Genomic DNA, 13788 nt, shown 5'->3' on the forward strand with positions numbered 1-13788 from the left:
CCGGTACTGGCCTCTTCGCGGGCAAGCACAGGCAACCCACCTTTTGAAAGAGCTTTACCCATGCAAGCAACAAACAAAACCCCGTTCTTCGACATCACCAGCGAACAAGGCCTGCTACGCACCTCGATCGCCGTTACCCTGTTCATCGCCACCATCGGCATTGCCTTCGGCCTGGCCTCAGGCTCGTTCTCGATCATCTTCGACGGCGTTTACTCGCTGGTCGACGCCAGCATGAGTGGCCTGTCGCTGGTGGTGGTCAAGCTGATCACCTCTCACGCCACCAGCCTGCAAATGTCACGCAAGCTGCGTGAGCGCTTCACCATGGGCTTCTGGCACCTGGAGCCCATGGTGCTGGCGCTCAATGGCATCCTGCTCAGCGGCGTAGCCATCTATGCGTTGATCAACGCCGTCAGCAGCGTATTGCAAGGCGGGCGGCACCTGGAGTTCGGCATCGCCATGGTCTACGCGGTACTGACCGTGATCGCCTGCGTGACCATTGCAGTCGTCGAAGCCCGGGCCAACCGCAAGCTGGGGTCGGATTTCGTACGCATGGACGTCAAGGGTTGGGTGATGTCGGCGAGCATCACCGCCGCGTTGCTGATCGCTTTCTGCTTTGGTTATGCGGTGCAGGGCACGCAGTGGGAATGGATGTCCCCGTACATCGACCCGGCGGTGCTGGCATTGGTCTGCCTTGTGATCATTCCATTGCCGCTGTCGGTGGTACGCCAAGCGTTTTCGGAGATATTCCTGGTGACGCCGGGGGACCTCAAACTGCATGTAGACGAAGTCGCCAAGGCCTTCGTCGCGCGCCACGGGCTGCAGTCGTACCGCGCCTATGTGGCCAAGGTAGGGCGTTCGCGGGAGATCGAGCTGTACTTCATCGTGCCTACCGGCATGGGCGCGAAAACCATCGATGAGTGGGATGCGCTGCGCAACGAGATCGGCGATGCCGTGGGCGGCGAAGGGCCGGACCGTTGGTTGACCGTGGTGTTTACCGGAGATCCGGAGTGGGCTGAGTAACCGTCAGTACACGCCAGAAACGACAAAGCCCGCTACCGTTGCCGGTAGCGGGCTTTGACTTACTGCATATGGTGGGTCGTGTAGGATTCGAACCTACGACCAATTGGTTAAAAGCCAACTGCTCTACCAACTGAGCTAACGACCCGTTGGATGGCGCGTATAATACTGATTTCTAACGGGAAATCAACACCTCGCCATAAAAAAAATCAAAAATAACGCGTCGGGTCGGCCACCCCGGCAGCCTTGAAGCCATCAGCACGCAGGCGGCAGCTGTCGCACTTGCCGCAGGCACGGCCTTGATCGTCGGCTTGGTAGCAGGAAACCGTCAGGCTGTAATCCACACCCCGGGCGATGCCCGCCTGAACGATCTGCGCCTTGCTCATGTTCTGCAACGGTGCCTGGATGCGGAAGCCCTGCCCTTCGACACCCGCCTTGGTCGCCAGGTTGGCCATGCGCTCGAAGGCTTCGACGAATTCGGGGCGGCAGTCCGGGTAACCGGAGTAATCCACGGCATTGACGCCGATGAAGATGTCACGCGCTTCGAGCACTTCTGCCCAGCCCAGGGCCAAGGACAGGAAAACGGTGTTGCGCGCCGGTACGTAGGTGACCGGGATGCCTTCACCTGGGGTTTCCGGCACGTCGATGCTGCTGTCGGTCAGGGCCGAGCCACCGATACCGTCCAGGCTCAGGCCAATGACCTTGTGCTCGACCACACCCAGGTCACGTGCCACACGGGCGGCAGCATCGAGCTCGGCCCGATGACGCTGGCCATAGTCGAAACTCATGGTGTAGCAGCTGTAGCCTTCGGCTTTGGCCATGGCCACCACCGTGGCCGAGTCCAGGCCACCGGACAGCAAGATTACCGCGCGTTTCTCAGTCATGTACTGCAACTCCTCAATCAACGTCCGGGTTCGTCGTTCCACAGCAGCTTGTGCAGCTGCAACTGGAAACGTACGGGCAGGTTGTCGGCAACGATCCAATCGGCCAGGTCACTCGCGCTCACCTGATGGTGGCTGGGCGAGAACAACACCTCGCCGGCACGCTCGGCCAGGTTGTACTGGATCAGCTTGGACACGGCCCAGTCATAATCCTCACGGGAGCAGATCACGAACTTGACCTGGTCGTTGCGGGTCAGGTGCTCGATGTTCTCGTAGCGATTGCGGTGCGACTCCTCGGAGCCTGGGGTCTTCAGGTCGACCACGCGGCTGACGCGGGTGTCGGTACCGGAAATATCCAGGGCGCCACTGGTTTCGAGCGAGACCTCGTAGCCGGCATCGCACAGCTGCTGGAGCAAAGGCAAGGCATTGGGCTGGGCCAGCGGTTCGCCACCGGTGACACAGACGTAGCGCGGCTTGAAGCCGGCCACTTGTTGCATGATCGAATCGAGGGTGCGAATAGTGCCGCCGGTGAAGGCGTAGGCACTGTCGCAGTACTGACAGCGCAGGGGGCAACCGGTCAGGCGCACGAATACCGTGGGCAGCCCAGCCGTTCGTGTTTCACCCTGCAACGAGTAAAAGACTTCGGTGATGCGTAATGTGTCTTGCATGATCGCCACGGGCGTGACAGCTAAACAGGCTGTCCGCCTCCGTCAGGCACTGTCGCGGACTCGACATGGCGTTATCCGCAGCAGCGTGTTTAGGAAAAAGGGCACTGATTCTAACGAAAAAACCCGCGACTCGCGCGGGTTTCTTTTAAAAGGTGCTGCTTAGAGCTTCTGCAGGTCGCGCTGCGCCAGCTGCGCGGCAGAGGTGCCGGGGTACTGGGTGATGACCTGTTGCAGAATGCCTTTGACCTTGTCGGTGTGGCCCATGCGGCGCTCGACGTCGGCCAGCTTGTACAGCGAATCAGGCACCTTGCTGTGCTTGGGGTACTTCTGGCTCACTTGAGCGAAGGCCTGGCTGGCACCTGGCAGGTCGCCCTTGGCCAGGTTCACCTCACCCAGCCAGTACTGGGCGTTGCCGGCGTACTGGCTGTTGGGGTACTTGCGCAGGAAGGCGTTGAACGCCTGGCTGGCCTTGTCGAAGTCCTTCTGCTTGATCAGGTCGAAAGCAGCATCGTAGTAGAGCTTTTCTTTCGCCGGATCACCGGGCTCGCTGCTGGCGGCCGGTTGTTGTGCAGCAGCGCCAGCGGCGCCTGCTGCTGCACCGGCGGCGGCATTGGATGCGCCACCGGTAGCGGAATTGTCAGGGGTCGCGGCAGGCGCGGCACCACTGTTGATGCGACGGTCCAGATCCTGGTATCGCTCCAGGTTTTCCTGCTTCATGCGCGACACATCGTTTTGCAGCTCTTCGATGATGCCTTGCTGGCGGGAAAGCTGATCCTGCATCTGTTGCAGCTGCATGAACAGCTGGCCCTGTGCTGAGGCAGGGGTCGAAGCCCCTGCCCCGGCATAGGCGCCGCTCGTGCCATAACCCGCAGGTGGATACCCACCCGCGTTGTCATCTACTACAGGGACCTCAGCCCAAGCCGCGAGCGGCAGGCTGAGTGCGAGGACGGTTACAACACGGCGGCACATTCGCATAGGAACTTACTTACGCAGTTCTACGCGACGGTTCTGAGCCCAGGATTGCTCGTCGTTGCCAGTGGCAACCGGACGCTCTTCACCGTAGGAGACCAGTTCCAGCTGAGCAGGGGAAACGCCCTGCAGAACCAGGTAACGCTGAACGGCCTTGGCACGACGCTCACCCAGAGCCATGTTGTACTCGCGGGTGCCGCGCTCGTCGGTGTTGCCTTCCAGAACAACGCGGTTGCCGTTGGACTTCAGGTCCTTGGCGTGAACGTCCAGAGCGCGCATGGCTTCTGGCTTCAGGTCCGAGCTGTCGTATTCGAAGTAGAAGGTGGTGATTGCGCGCAGGGCGGCTTCTTCGCTCAGGGAGCCGTCGACCGCGCCAGTGTTGGCACCGTAGCCAGCGTTCGGGTCAACAGCGCCTTCACCAGCGTTGTCACCGCCTTTCGAGGAGCAACCTACAGCTACAGCCATGGCCAGAGCCAGCGCAGCGAATTTACCAAACTTCAGCATTTCCATCGTGAAACTCCTAATGAAACCCCAGTGTGTTAAGCAAAACGTATTACGCCGCAATCAGTTCAGGAAAGGGGACCAGGACGGTTCTCTGACTTCGCCTTGAGCGGTAGGAAGTGGGAGCCTCACGCGGCCATTAAGCGACACGAGCATCAAGACTCCCCGGCCCTGCTGGCGGGTGGCGTAGATTAGCATGGTGCCGTTTGGCGCAACAGTGGGAGACTCATCAAGACTTGTTTCCGAGAGAATCTTTACACTTCCGCGTTGCAAGTCCTGTGCCGCCACTTTGAAGTTGGTGAAGCCCTGCTGACGGTGAATCATCACCAGCGTCTTTTCGTCCGCCGAAAGTTTCGGGTTGGCGTTGTAGTTACCCACGAAAGTTACGCGCTCGGCACCACCACCACTGACCGACTGCTTGTAGATCTGCGGCTTGCCGCCACGGTCGGAGGTGAAGTACAGGGTGTTGCCATCTTTGCCCCAGAACGGCTCGGTATTGATACCTGGGCCAGCAGTGACACGGCTGATCTGACGCGACGCCACGTTCATCACATAGATGTCCGGGTTGCCATCTTTAGACAGCACGAACGCCAGGCGCGAACCATCCGGCGACCAGGCAGGCGCGCCGTTGAGGCCTTCGAAGTTGGTGACCTGCTCACGGCGACCGGTGTCGATGTGCTGAACGAAGATACGCGGGCGCTTCTGCTCGAACGACACATAGGCAATGCGCTTGCCATCCGGTGCAAAGCGTGGCGACAGGATCGGCTCACGCGATTGCAGCAGGGTCACTGCCCGGGCACCGTCGTAGTCCGAACGCTGCAGGGTGTAACGGGTGTTATTGGTAGAGAAACGCTCGGCCGTCACGTACAGCATGCGGGTCGAGAACGCACCCTTGATGCCGGTGAGCTTTTCGAACGACTGGTCGGCGATGTAGTGCGACATGTCGCGCAACTGGTCGACGCTGCCCGCCACGCTACCGGTCAGCACTTGCTGCTCGGTGGCGACGTTGAACAGGGCGTACTGCACCTGCAGGCGGCCGCCGGACGGCACGATGCTGCCGACCATGACGTACTGCGCGCCCAGCGCTTTCCAGTCACGGAAGATGACTTCGCTGGCCTGGGAAGGCTGGCTGATCATGTTCTGACGCGGAATCGGCGAATAGTAGCCGGAGTTGCGCAGGTCGTTGCCGATGATCTCGGCCATGTCTTCGGGCAGCACGCTGCCGCCCTGCAGACCGAACGGCACTACCGCGATGGGAGTGGCCCGGTCGCTGCCACTGGTGACCAGGATGTTCTTTTCATCTGCTACCGCCATGCCTGCTACGCAGCAAAGCATGACCAGCAGTCCTCTCAGACGTTTAATCACAACGCTAGATCCTCAGGTGTAAATGTCATCTTGAACGAACGATACTGATTGAAATCGCTCGGCTTCATACCCTGCATTTCGGTCAGACGACCGATGTTCTTCACTGCTGCCACCGCCGAACTGTCGAACGGACCGTCGCCACTGGAGCGCAGAACGCTGGCATTGGTGATGGTGCCATCTGGCAACATGTTGATCTGCAGGACCACCGTCATGCCCTTACGCGCGGAAGGCGGACGCGCCCAGCCTTCGGCCGCTCGCAAACGGATCAGGTCGTCGAAACTGCCGGCCACCTGGTCGCCTTGCTCGTCAGCCAGTGCCTGCTGCCGCTCTGTGGTGTCGGACAACAGCTCGGCCAGGGCCTGGGCTTTCTTGTCTTCCGCCGACTTGCGGGCCGCTTCCTGTGCCTTTTTCTTCTGGGCGTCTGCAGCGGCCTTTTTCTTGGCCTCTTCAGCTGCCTTCTTCTTCGCGTCCTCGGCCGCCGCTTTCTTCTTGGCGTCCTCGGCTGCTTTCTTCTTGGCCTCTTCGGCTGCCTTTTTCTTGGCGTCCTCGGCGGCTTGCTTTTTCGCTTCTTCGGCGGCCTCTTTCTTGGCCTCCTCCTCGGCTTTCTTCTTGGCCTCTTCCTCAGCCTTCTTCTTGGCGATGTCGGCCTGCTGTTTCTCGGCGGCCTTCTTCGCCTCCTCGGCTTTCTTGGCTTCGGCGGCTTTCTTGGCCTCGGTGGCCTTGGCAGCCTCCTCCGCCTTCTTGGCTTCAGCGGCTTCAGCCTTCTTGGCCTCGGCGGCTTCGCGAGCCTCTTCGGCCTTTTGAGCGGCGTCGGCTTTCTTTTGTTCCGCGGCCTTAACGGCCTCTTGCTCGACCTTCTTCTGTTCCAACTGCTCGACTTCGGTCTGGCGCGAGGCGGTTTTCTTCGCTTCCCCGGCAATCTTCTGATTGGTCTGGGTAGTCGCCTGGCTCTTGGACTTCAGCTGATACAGGGTAGCCTGGACGATCGGCTTGGAAGGCGGCAGTTCAGGCGTCATGGCAAAACTGACGAACAGCATGCCGAACACCAGCACGTGCAGACCGATGGCCCAGACACTGGGCCAGAAGTAGCTTTCCGAGGCGGATGGCTCTCGCTGTTGCATCAGGGCGCCTCGGTAATCAGGCCAACGTTACCGACACCGGCCTTCTGCAACCCGCCCATGGCACCCATGACCGCGCCGTAGTCGACAGCCTTGTCGCCACGAATGAAGACCTGTGTCTGCTTGCCCTGGTCACGGCCGGCGGCAATGATCTTGGACACTGCGTTGGTCATGTCGGGCAAGGTCATGGCCTTGTCCATCTGCTTGTCGGTATCGACTTCGCTGCCGAGGTTCCAGTAGTAGGTCTTGTCGGCCTTGATGGAAATGGTGAGGATCTGGACGTTGTTGTCCTGCGGCAAGGCTTCACTGGAAACCTTGGGCAGGTCGACCTTCACGCCCTGGTTGAGCATTGGGGCCGTCACCATGAAGATGACCAGCAGCACCAGCATCACGTCGATGTAGGGCACCACGTTCATCTCGGCGACCGGCTTGCGTTTGTGGCGAACTCGGGCCATGGGCTTCTACCTGATTACTCTTCGCTGGTGTGCACTTTGCGGTGCAGGATCGCCTGGAACTCGTCGGCGAAGGTGTAGTAACGACCGATCAGCACTTCGCTGCGCGCGGCGAAACGGTTGTACGCGATAACGGCGGGGATCGCCGCGAACAGGCCGATCGCAGTGGCGATCAACGCTTCGGCGATACCCGGGGCAACCGTGGCCAGGGTGGCTTGCTGGGCGCTGGCCAGGCCGCGGAAGGAGTTCATGATGCCCCATACGGTACCGAACAGGCCGATGTACGGGCTGGTCGAACCGACGGTGGCGAGGAACGGCAGGCTCTGCTCGAGCTTTTCTTCCTCACGCGAGATGGCCACGCGCATGGCTCGGCCAACGCCTTCCATGACCGCGTCCGGGTCTACACCCGGCTGCTGGCGCAGGCGCGAGAACTCTTTGAAGCCTGCACGGAAGACCTGCTCCACACCCGAATCCGGGTCTGGGTTGCTGCCGGCCTGACGGTACAGCTTGGACAGGTCGATACCCGACCAGAAACGCTCCTCGAAGGCATCCAGCGCTCGACGACCGGCGCGCAGCATGGTGCTGCGCTGGAAGATCATGATCCATGAGGTGACCGAGGCGGCCACAAGGATCAGCATTACCAGCTGTACCACCACGCTGGCATTGCTGACCAGACTCCACATGGAGGTATGGTCGACGACGTTAGCTTCCACGCTTATTCTCCTGCATTCGATTGAGTACCCGAGCCGTCCGCCATAAAGGCATCGCGCAGCTTGGGGGGTATGGCTCGGGGTTTGAAAGTGTCGGCGCGCACGGCGGCCACCAGGAACTGCCCCTCGCAGAGCAGCGTTTCATCCTTTTCCCGCCAGACCTGCTGCACGAAGCGCAGGCTGGCACGATTGAGTTCAAGTACTTGCGCGGTCACCCGCAGTTCATCGTCCAACCGCGCCGGCGCGTGGTAGCGCGCCTCGCTGGAATGGACCACGAACAGCAGGTTCTCCCCGGCCAGCTGCAACTGGGAAAAGCCCAGGTGCCGCAGCCGCTCGGTACGCGCGCGCTCCATGAATTTCAGGTAGTTGACGTAATACACCACGCCGCCCGCATCGGTGTCTTCGTAGTAGACGCGACAACGGTGGGCGAACGATTCGAGCTGATTTTGCGCGCGCATACTCTAGTGCTTACTCCTCAGCTTGCCAATCCGCTGCGGCAACTGTTTTTTCTCATTAATGTCTTATTGCCAGCGCGCCGAGGGCATGCCAGCGGTAGGACCACAAAAAGCCGGTTTTGATCTGTCATTCATCGCCTGGCTCGGAAAAATCCCCCCCCTCCCCCAAACGCCCGGGAACATTCAGGCCAAAGTGCAGGTAGGCATGCCGGGTGACCACACGGCCGCGCGGTGTGCGCATGATGTAACCCTGCTGGATCAGGTAGGGTTCGAGTACGTCTTCGATGGTATGACGCTCTTCACTGATGGCGGCGGCGAGGTTGTCTACCCCCACCGGGCCACCGTCGAACTTCTCGATCATGGTCAACAGCAGGCGGCGGTCGGAATGGTCGAAACCACGCTCGTCGACGTCCAGCAGGTTCAGCGCCAGGTCGGCCACGGCCTTGGTGATCTGGCCCTTGCCGCGCACTTCGGCATAGTCGCGCACACGGCGCAGCAGGCGGTTGGCGATACGCGGCGTGCCACGGGCACGGCGGGCGATCTCGAAGGCGCCCTGGTCTTCGATGACCAGGCCCAGGATGCCAGCGGAGCGGCTGACGATGGTTGCCAGGTCCTTGTCGCTGTAGAACTCCAGGCGCTGGACGATGCCGAAGCGGTCACGCAAGGGGTTGGTCAGCATGCCTGCGCGGGTGGTGGCACCCACTAGGGTGAACGGCGGCAAGTCAAGCTTGATCGAGCGGGCGGCGGGCCCTTCGCCGATCATGATGTCGAGCTGGAAGTCTTCCATCGCGGGGTAGAGCACTTCTTCGACCACTGGTGAAAGCCGGTGAATTTCGTCGATGAACAACACATCATGAGGTTCGAGGTTGGTCAGCATCGCCGCCAAGTCACCCGGGCGCTCGAGGATTGGCCCCGAGGTGCTCTTGACCGAAACACCCATCTCATGGGCAATGATGTTGGCCAAGGTGGTCTTGCCCAACCCGGGCGGGCCAAAGATCAAGGTATGGTCGAGTGACTCGCTGCGACCACGAGCCGCCTGGATGAACAGCGACATCTGCTCACGCACCACCGGCTGCCCGATGTATTCGTCCAAGCGCAGGGGGCGGATCGCGCGGTCCTGGACCTCTTCGCGGTCACGCCCACTGGCGGCGATCAGACGGTCGGCTTCGATCACTTGGTAATCATCCCTTTGAGGCTGGCGCGGATCAGCTCTTCACTGCTCAGGCCTGCCTTGTCCTTGATGGCGGACACTGCCTTGCTGGCTTCCTGCGGCTTGTAGCCCAGGGAAACCAGCGCACTGACGGCATCGGCCTCGGCCGTGGAGGCACTGCTGACCGGCACCGGCCCGTCAGACACCAGGGTGAACATGGCCGGTGAAGTTTCCCAGGCCTTGAAGCGGTCCTTGAGTTCGACCAGCAAACGCTCAGCGGTCTTCTTGCCGACACCAGGCACGCGCACCAGGGCCGAGGTGTCCTGGGCCTGCACGCAGCGCACCAGCTCGTCGGCTTCCAGGCCCGACATCAAGGCCAGCGCCAGCTTCGGCCCAACGCCATTGAGGCGAATGAGCTCGCGGAACAGTTCGCGCTCGCGCTTTTCGTGGAACCCGTAGAGCAGGTGCGCGTCTTCGCGCACCACCAGGTGGGTATGCACGGTAACCGTTTCGCCCACCTTGGGCAGGCGATACAGGGTGGTCATGGGCACTTCCAGCTCATAGCCCACGCCATTGACGTCGATAATCAGGTGCGGCGGTTGCTTTTCCGCCAGGGTGCCGCGCAAACGTCCAATCACGTTCCGATCCTTCCTCTTGGGGAGCCGATCAAAGACCGCTCAACCCTATCAGCAAATGCCTCAGGTGAACGCTTCACCTGAACAAAATGTGTATCACCGCATGAAGCGACTACAGACGCAAGCGCCCGCCGCGACGCCGTGCCGTGGCCAGGCCGTGCGGTACCAGGCTGGAACGGGTGTGGGCATGGCACAGGGCGATGGCCAGGGCGTCAGAGGCGTCGATCTGCGGCTTCTTCGTAAGTTTGAGCAGGTGCATGACCATCATCATCACTTGCTCCTTGTTGGCCCCGCCCGTACCCGCCACGGCCTGCTTGACCTGGGTGGCGCTGTACTCGGCGATTTCCAGGCCGGCCTCAGCGGCGGCGACGATCGCCGCACCGCGGGCCTGGCCGAGCTTTAGCGCCGAGTCGGGGTTGCGGGCCATGAACACTCGCTCGATGCCCATGGTCACCGGCTCGTGCAGCTTGATGATCTCGCTGACACCGCGAAAGACTATCTGCAGACGTTCGTGCAACTCACCACTGCCCGTGCGGATACAACCCGACGCCACGTACTCGCAACCACGGGCAGTCTGGCGCACAACGCCATACCCGGTGATGCGCGAGCCGGGGTCGATACCAAGAATCAGAGTCATAAAGCCTGTCGTATAGGGAGATGCTTGGAAGCCTGAGCTTGATTCAAGGCCATTGGGGCCGCTGCGCCCCCCATCGCAGCGGTTCGTCGCCACGACAAGCCAGCTCCTACAGGTACAGCGCATCTTCCTAGATCAGCGCGTTACCTGTAGGAGCTGGCTTGTCGTGGCGACGAACCGCTGCGATGGGGCGCGCAGCGGCCCCAATTACAGCCTTGTAGACGACACCTTAGCCGAGTTTTTCCATGATCTCGTCGGAAATCTGCGCATTGGAATAGACGTTCTGTACATCATCCAGGTCTTCAAGCATGTCGATCAGCTTGATCACCTTCTCCGCACCTTCCTGATCCAGTTCGGCACTGGTGGTCGGCTGCATGACGATTTCAGCGTCATCGGCCTTGAAGCCAGCCTCTTCCAGGGCATTACGCACGGCATAGAAGCTGTTGAACGAGGTGAAGACGTCGAACGAACCATCGTCATTGGCGACGACGTCGTCGGCATCGGCCTCCATCGCGGCTTCCATCAAGGCGTCTTCATCAACGCCCGCTGCGAAGCTGATCTGGCCCTTGCGCTCGAACAGGTAGGCCACCGAGCCGTCGGTACCGAGGTTGCCGCCACACTTGGTGAAGGCATGACGCACGGCTGCCGCGGTACGGTTGCGGTTGTCGGTCATGGCCTCGACCATGATCGCCACGCCACCTGGGCCGTAACCCTCGTAGCTGAGTTCTTCGACGTTGTCGCTTTCGTTGGTGCCAGCACCACGAGCCACAGCACGGTCGATGATATCGCGGCTCATGTTGGCGCCGAGCGCCTTGTCCAGCGCCAGGCGCAGACGCGGGTTGGACGCCGGATCACCACCGCCTTGCTTGGCCGCAACGGTCAGCTCGCGAATCCACTTGGTGAAGATCTTGCCTCTCTTGGCATCCTGGCGCTCTTTGCGGTGCTTGATGTTCGCCCACTTGGAATGACCAGCCATAACAACTCCAAATTCTTTGAAACACAAACAATTGCGCCCCTGACGGGGCGCAACGACAAAAATACCTGCGCCGTAACGCAAAGGCGCATCCATCTGGATGCGCCCGGGGCCCGCTTACTCGACTTTGGTCTGTTCGCGCAGGCGGATATGCAGCTCGCGCAAGGCCTTGGCGTCGACCATGCCTGGGGCTTGGGTCATGACGCAGGCAGCGCTCTGGGTTTTCGGGAAGGCGATCACTTCACGGATCGACTGGGCGCCGGTCATCAGCATGACCAGGCGGTCCAGGCCGAAGGCCAGGCCACCGTGAGGCGGTGCACCGAACTTCAGGGCGTCGAGCAGGAAGCCGAACTTCTCTTCCTGTTCCGCCGCTTCGATACCCAACAGACGGAACACCGCCTGCTGCATCTCTTTGCGGTGGATACGGATCGAACCGCCACCCAGCTCAGTACCGTTCAAGACCATGTCGTAGGCACGGGAAAGGGCTGTAGCCGGGTTGGCCTCGAGCTCTTCCGGCGAGCACTTCGGCGCGGTGAACGGGTGGTGCAGCGCGGTGAAGCTGCCGTCTTCGTTCTCTTCGAACATCGGGAAGTCGACGACCCACATCGGTGCCCACTCGCAGGTGTGCAGGTTGAAGTCGTTGCCGACCTTGATGCGCAGTGCGCCCAGGGCCTCGCTGACGATCTTGAACTTGTCGGCACCGAAGAAGACGATGTCGCCATCGACCGCGCCAACGCGATCGAGGATCACGTTGAGGTTGGCTTCAGGGATGTTCTTGACGATCGGCGACTGCAGGCCTTCGACGCCCTTGGCGCGCTCGTTGACCTTGATGTACGCCAGGCCCTTGGCACCATAGATGCCGACGAACTTGGTGTACTCGTCGATCTTGCTGCGCGGCATGCTGGCGGCGCCTGGCACGCGCAGGGCGGTAACGCGGCACTTCGGATCGTTGGCCGGGCCTGCGAATACCTTGAAGTCGACATCCTTCAGCTGGTCGGCAACGTCGACCAGTTCCAGCGGGTTACGCAGGTCTGGCTTGTCGGAGCCGTAGCGGCGCATGGCTTCTTCGAAGGTCATGTGCGGGAATTCACCGAACTCCAGGTCCAGGACTTCCTTGAACAGCTTGCGGATCATGCTCTCGGTGAGGCCCATGATCTCGGACTCATCCAGGAAGCTGGTCTCGATGTCGATCTGGGTGAATTCCGGCTGGCGGTCAGCACGCAGGTCTTCGTCACGGAAGCACTTGGCGATCTGGTAGTAGCGGTCGAAACCGGCGACCATCAGCAGCTGCTTGAACAGCTGAGGCGACTGCGGCAGGGCGAAGAAGCTGCCTGCGTGGGTACGGCTCGGTACCAGGTAGTCACGCGCGCCTTCTGGCGTGGCACGGGTGAGGATCGGCGTCTCGACGTCGAGGAAGCCGTTCTCGTCGAGGAAGCGACGGATGCTGCTGGTGATGCGCGAACGCAGACGCAGCTTGTCGGCCATTTCCGGGCGACGCAGGTCGATGAAGCGATAGCGCAGGCGGGTTTCTTCGCCAACGTCGGAGTATTCGTTGAGCGGGAACGGCGGGGTTTCGGCTTCGTTGAGCACGGTCAGCTGGTAGCCAAGGATCTCGATGGCACCGGAGGCCATGTTGGCATTCACCGCACCGTCAGGGCGCTTGCGAACCTTGCCGGTGACTTGCACGACGTATTCGCTGCGCACACGGTCGGCGGCGGCGAAGGTTTCGGCGCGATCGGGGTCGAATACGACCTGGGCCATGCCCTCGCGGTCACGGATGTCGAGGAAGATCACCCCGCCGTGGTCGCGGCGACGATGGACCCAGCCGCAAAGGGTGACTTCCTGGCCGTCCAGGCTCTCGTTCAGTTGGCCGCAATAATGGCTGCGCATCATGATGGTGGTTTCGCTTCTCGTGATTCGTGTATTCGGTGGAGGCCTTGGCCGCCCAGAGGGCTAATACTGCAAGACCCGGTCACAGCATTCAACTCAGTCGGCTTTGTCGCCGCCTGCAAGGTTCTTTTTTGCCCCGGTCTTGAAGTCGGTTTCGTACCAACCGGTGCCGCTCAGGCGAAAACCGGGTACCGACAGCAGCTTCTTCAGTGCCGGCGCCTGACAGGCCGGGCAATCGGTCAGCGGCGCAGCGCTGATCTTCTGCAGCACTTCCATGCGGTGCTCGCAGGACGCACATTGATAGTCATAAAGGGGCATGGGTGTCTCTCGTCAACCATAACACTGGCTGCCGGGGCAGCAAAAAGCGGGA

At 61.1% G+C, this 13788-nt stretch carries 16 protein-coding genes and 1 tRNA gene; 1 reads left to right on the forward strand and 16 read right to left on the reverse strand.

Features of this window, described 5'->3' with window-relative positions; genetic code table 11:
• The first annotated feature begins 60 nt into the window (after nucleotides 1-60).
• Nucleotides 61-1020 (forward strand): cation diffusion facilitator family transporter, encoded by a 960-nt coding sequence (locus tag LOY53_RS20465; protein WP_027594658.1) that lies wholly within the window; start codon nucleotides 61-63, stop codon nucleotides 1018-1020.
• Between the two features lie 69 nt (nucleotides 1021-1089).
• On the opposite strand, the gene LOY53_RS20470 is transcribed toward LOY53_RS20465, so the two are convergent.
• The 16 genes from LOY53_RS20470 to LOY53_RS20545 all read right to left on the reverse strand — a co-directional run bounded on the left by LOY53_RS20470 (nucleotide 1090) and on the right by LOY53_RS20545 (nucleotide 13736).
• Nucleotides 1090-1165 (reverse strand) — tRNA-Lys (locus tag LOY53_RS20470).
• 61 nt (nucleotides 1166-1226) lie between these two features.
• Nucleotides 1227-1901, reverse strand: a complete 675-nt coding sequence (gene queC / locus LOY53_RS20475; RefSeq protein ID WP_099455079.1) for a 7-cyano-7-deazaguanine synthase QueC — start codon at nucleotides 1899-1901, stop codon at nucleotides 1227-1229.
• Between the two features lie 17 nt (nucleotides 1902-1918).
• A complete protein-coding gene (gene queE, locus LOY53_RS20480) occupies nucleotides 1919-2566 on the reverse strand; it encodes a 7-carboxy-7-deazaguanine synthase QueE (protein WP_252825548.1) in 648 nt (215 codons plus the stop codon).
• Nucleotides 2567-2725: 159 nt separating this feature from the next.
• Nucleotides 2726-3541: a tol-pal system protein YbgF gene (gene ybgF / locus LOY53_RS20485; RefSeq protein ID WP_027594661.1), complete on the reverse strand. Its 816-nt coding sequence runs from the start codon at nucleotides 3539-3541 to the stop codon at nucleotides 2726-2728.
• A 6-nt stretch (nucleotides 3542-3547) separates the two neighbouring features.
• Nucleotides 3548-4045, reverse strand: coding sequence for a peptidoglycan-associated lipoprotein Pal (pal, locus tag LOY53_RS20490; protein WP_008090230.1), 498 nt, complete (start codon nucleotides 4043-4045; stop codon nucleotides 3548-3550).
• A 54-nt stretch (nucleotides 4046-4099) separates the two neighbouring features.
• Nucleotides 4100-5371 carry a Tol-Pal system beta propeller repeat protein TolB gene (gene tolB / locus LOY53_RS20495; RefSeq protein ID WP_033694211.1) on the reverse strand — a complete coding sequence of 424 codons (1272 nt, stop codon included), beginning with the start codon at nucleotides 5369-5371 and terminating at the stop codon, nucleotides 4100-4102.
• Nucleotides 5372-5397: 26 nt separating this feature from the next.
• Nucleotides 5398-6522: a cell envelope integrity protein TolA gene (tolA, locus tag LOY53_RS20500; RefSeq protein WP_252825550.1), complete on the reverse strand. Its 1125-nt coding sequence runs from the start codon at nucleotides 6520-6522 to the stop codon at nucleotides 5398-5400.
• Complete coding sequence (gene tolR, locus LOY53_RS20505; RefSeq protein ID WP_258703232.1) at nucleotides 6522-6974, reverse strand: protein TolR; 453 nt, start codon at nucleotides 6972-6974, stop codon at nucleotides 6522-6524. The genes tolA and tolR overlap by 1 nt, the downstream gene beginning before the upstream one ends.
• 14 nt (nucleotides 6975-6988) lie before the next feature.
• Nucleotides 6989-7684, reverse strand: a complete 696-nt coding sequence (tolQ, locus tag LOY53_RS20510) for a protein TolQ (protein ID WP_008090219.1) — start codon at nucleotides 7682-7684, stop codon at nucleotides 6989-6991.
• 2 nt (nucleotides 7685-7686) lie between these two features.
• The gene (gene ybgC, locus LOY53_RS20515; RefSeq protein ID WP_258703233.1) at nucleotides 7687-8139 is read right to left on the reverse strand and encodes a tol-pal system-associated acyl-CoA thioesterase; all 453 of its coding nucleotides are present in this window, start codon (nucleotides 8137-8139) and stop codon (nucleotides 7687-7689) included.
• Nucleotides 8140-8263: 124 nt separating this feature from the next.
• Complete coding sequence (gene ruvB, locus LOY53_RS20520; protein WP_027594665.1) at nucleotides 8264-9310, reverse strand: Holliday junction branch migration DNA helicase RuvB; 1047 nt, start codon at nucleotides 9308-9310, stop codon at nucleotides 8264-8266.
• Nucleotides 9307-9924, reverse strand: coding sequence for a Holliday junction branch migration protein RuvA (gene ruvA, locus LOY53_RS20525; RefSeq protein ID WP_027594666.1), 618 nt, complete (start codon nucleotides 9922-9924; stop codon nucleotides 9307-9309). Before ruvA ends, ruvB begins: the two co-directional genes overlap by 4 nt.
• Before the next feature lie 109 nt (nucleotides 9925-10033).
• A complete protein-coding gene (ruvC, locus tag LOY53_RS20530) occupies nucleotides 10034-10558 on the reverse strand; it encodes a crossover junction endodeoxyribonuclease RuvC (RefSeq protein ID WP_027594667.1) in 525 nt (174 codons plus the stop codon).
• Nucleotides 10559-10784: 226 nt separating this feature from the next.
• Nucleotides 10785-11531 (reverse strand): YebC/PmpR family DNA-binding transcriptional regulator, encoded by a 747-nt coding sequence (locus tag LOY53_RS20535; RefSeq protein ID WP_252825554.1) that lies wholly within the window; start codon nucleotides 11529-11531, stop codon nucleotides 10785-10787.
• A gap of 114 nt (nucleotides 11532-11645) precedes the next feature.
• The gene (gene aspS / locus LOY53_RS20540) at nucleotides 11646-13421 is read right to left on the reverse strand and encodes an aspartate--tRNA ligase (RefSeq protein WP_027594669.1); all 1776 of its coding nucleotides are present in this window, start codon (nucleotides 13419-13421) and stop codon (nucleotides 11646-11648) included.
• A gap of 93 nt (nucleotides 13422-13514) precedes the next feature.
• Nucleotides 13515-13736 (reverse strand): FmdB family zinc ribbon protein, encoded by a 222-nt coding sequence (locus LOY53_RS20545; RefSeq protein ID WP_027594670.1) that lies wholly within the window; start codon nucleotides 13734-13736, stop codon nucleotides 13515-13517.
• Nucleotides 13737-13788 lie beyond the last annotated feature (52 nt).

Source organism: Pseudomonas sp. B21-031, assembly GCF_024748985.1.
Lineage (GTDB): Bacteria > Pseudomonadota > Gammaproteobacteria > Pseudomonadales > Pseudomonadaceae > Aquipseudomonas > Aquipseudomonas kermanshahensis.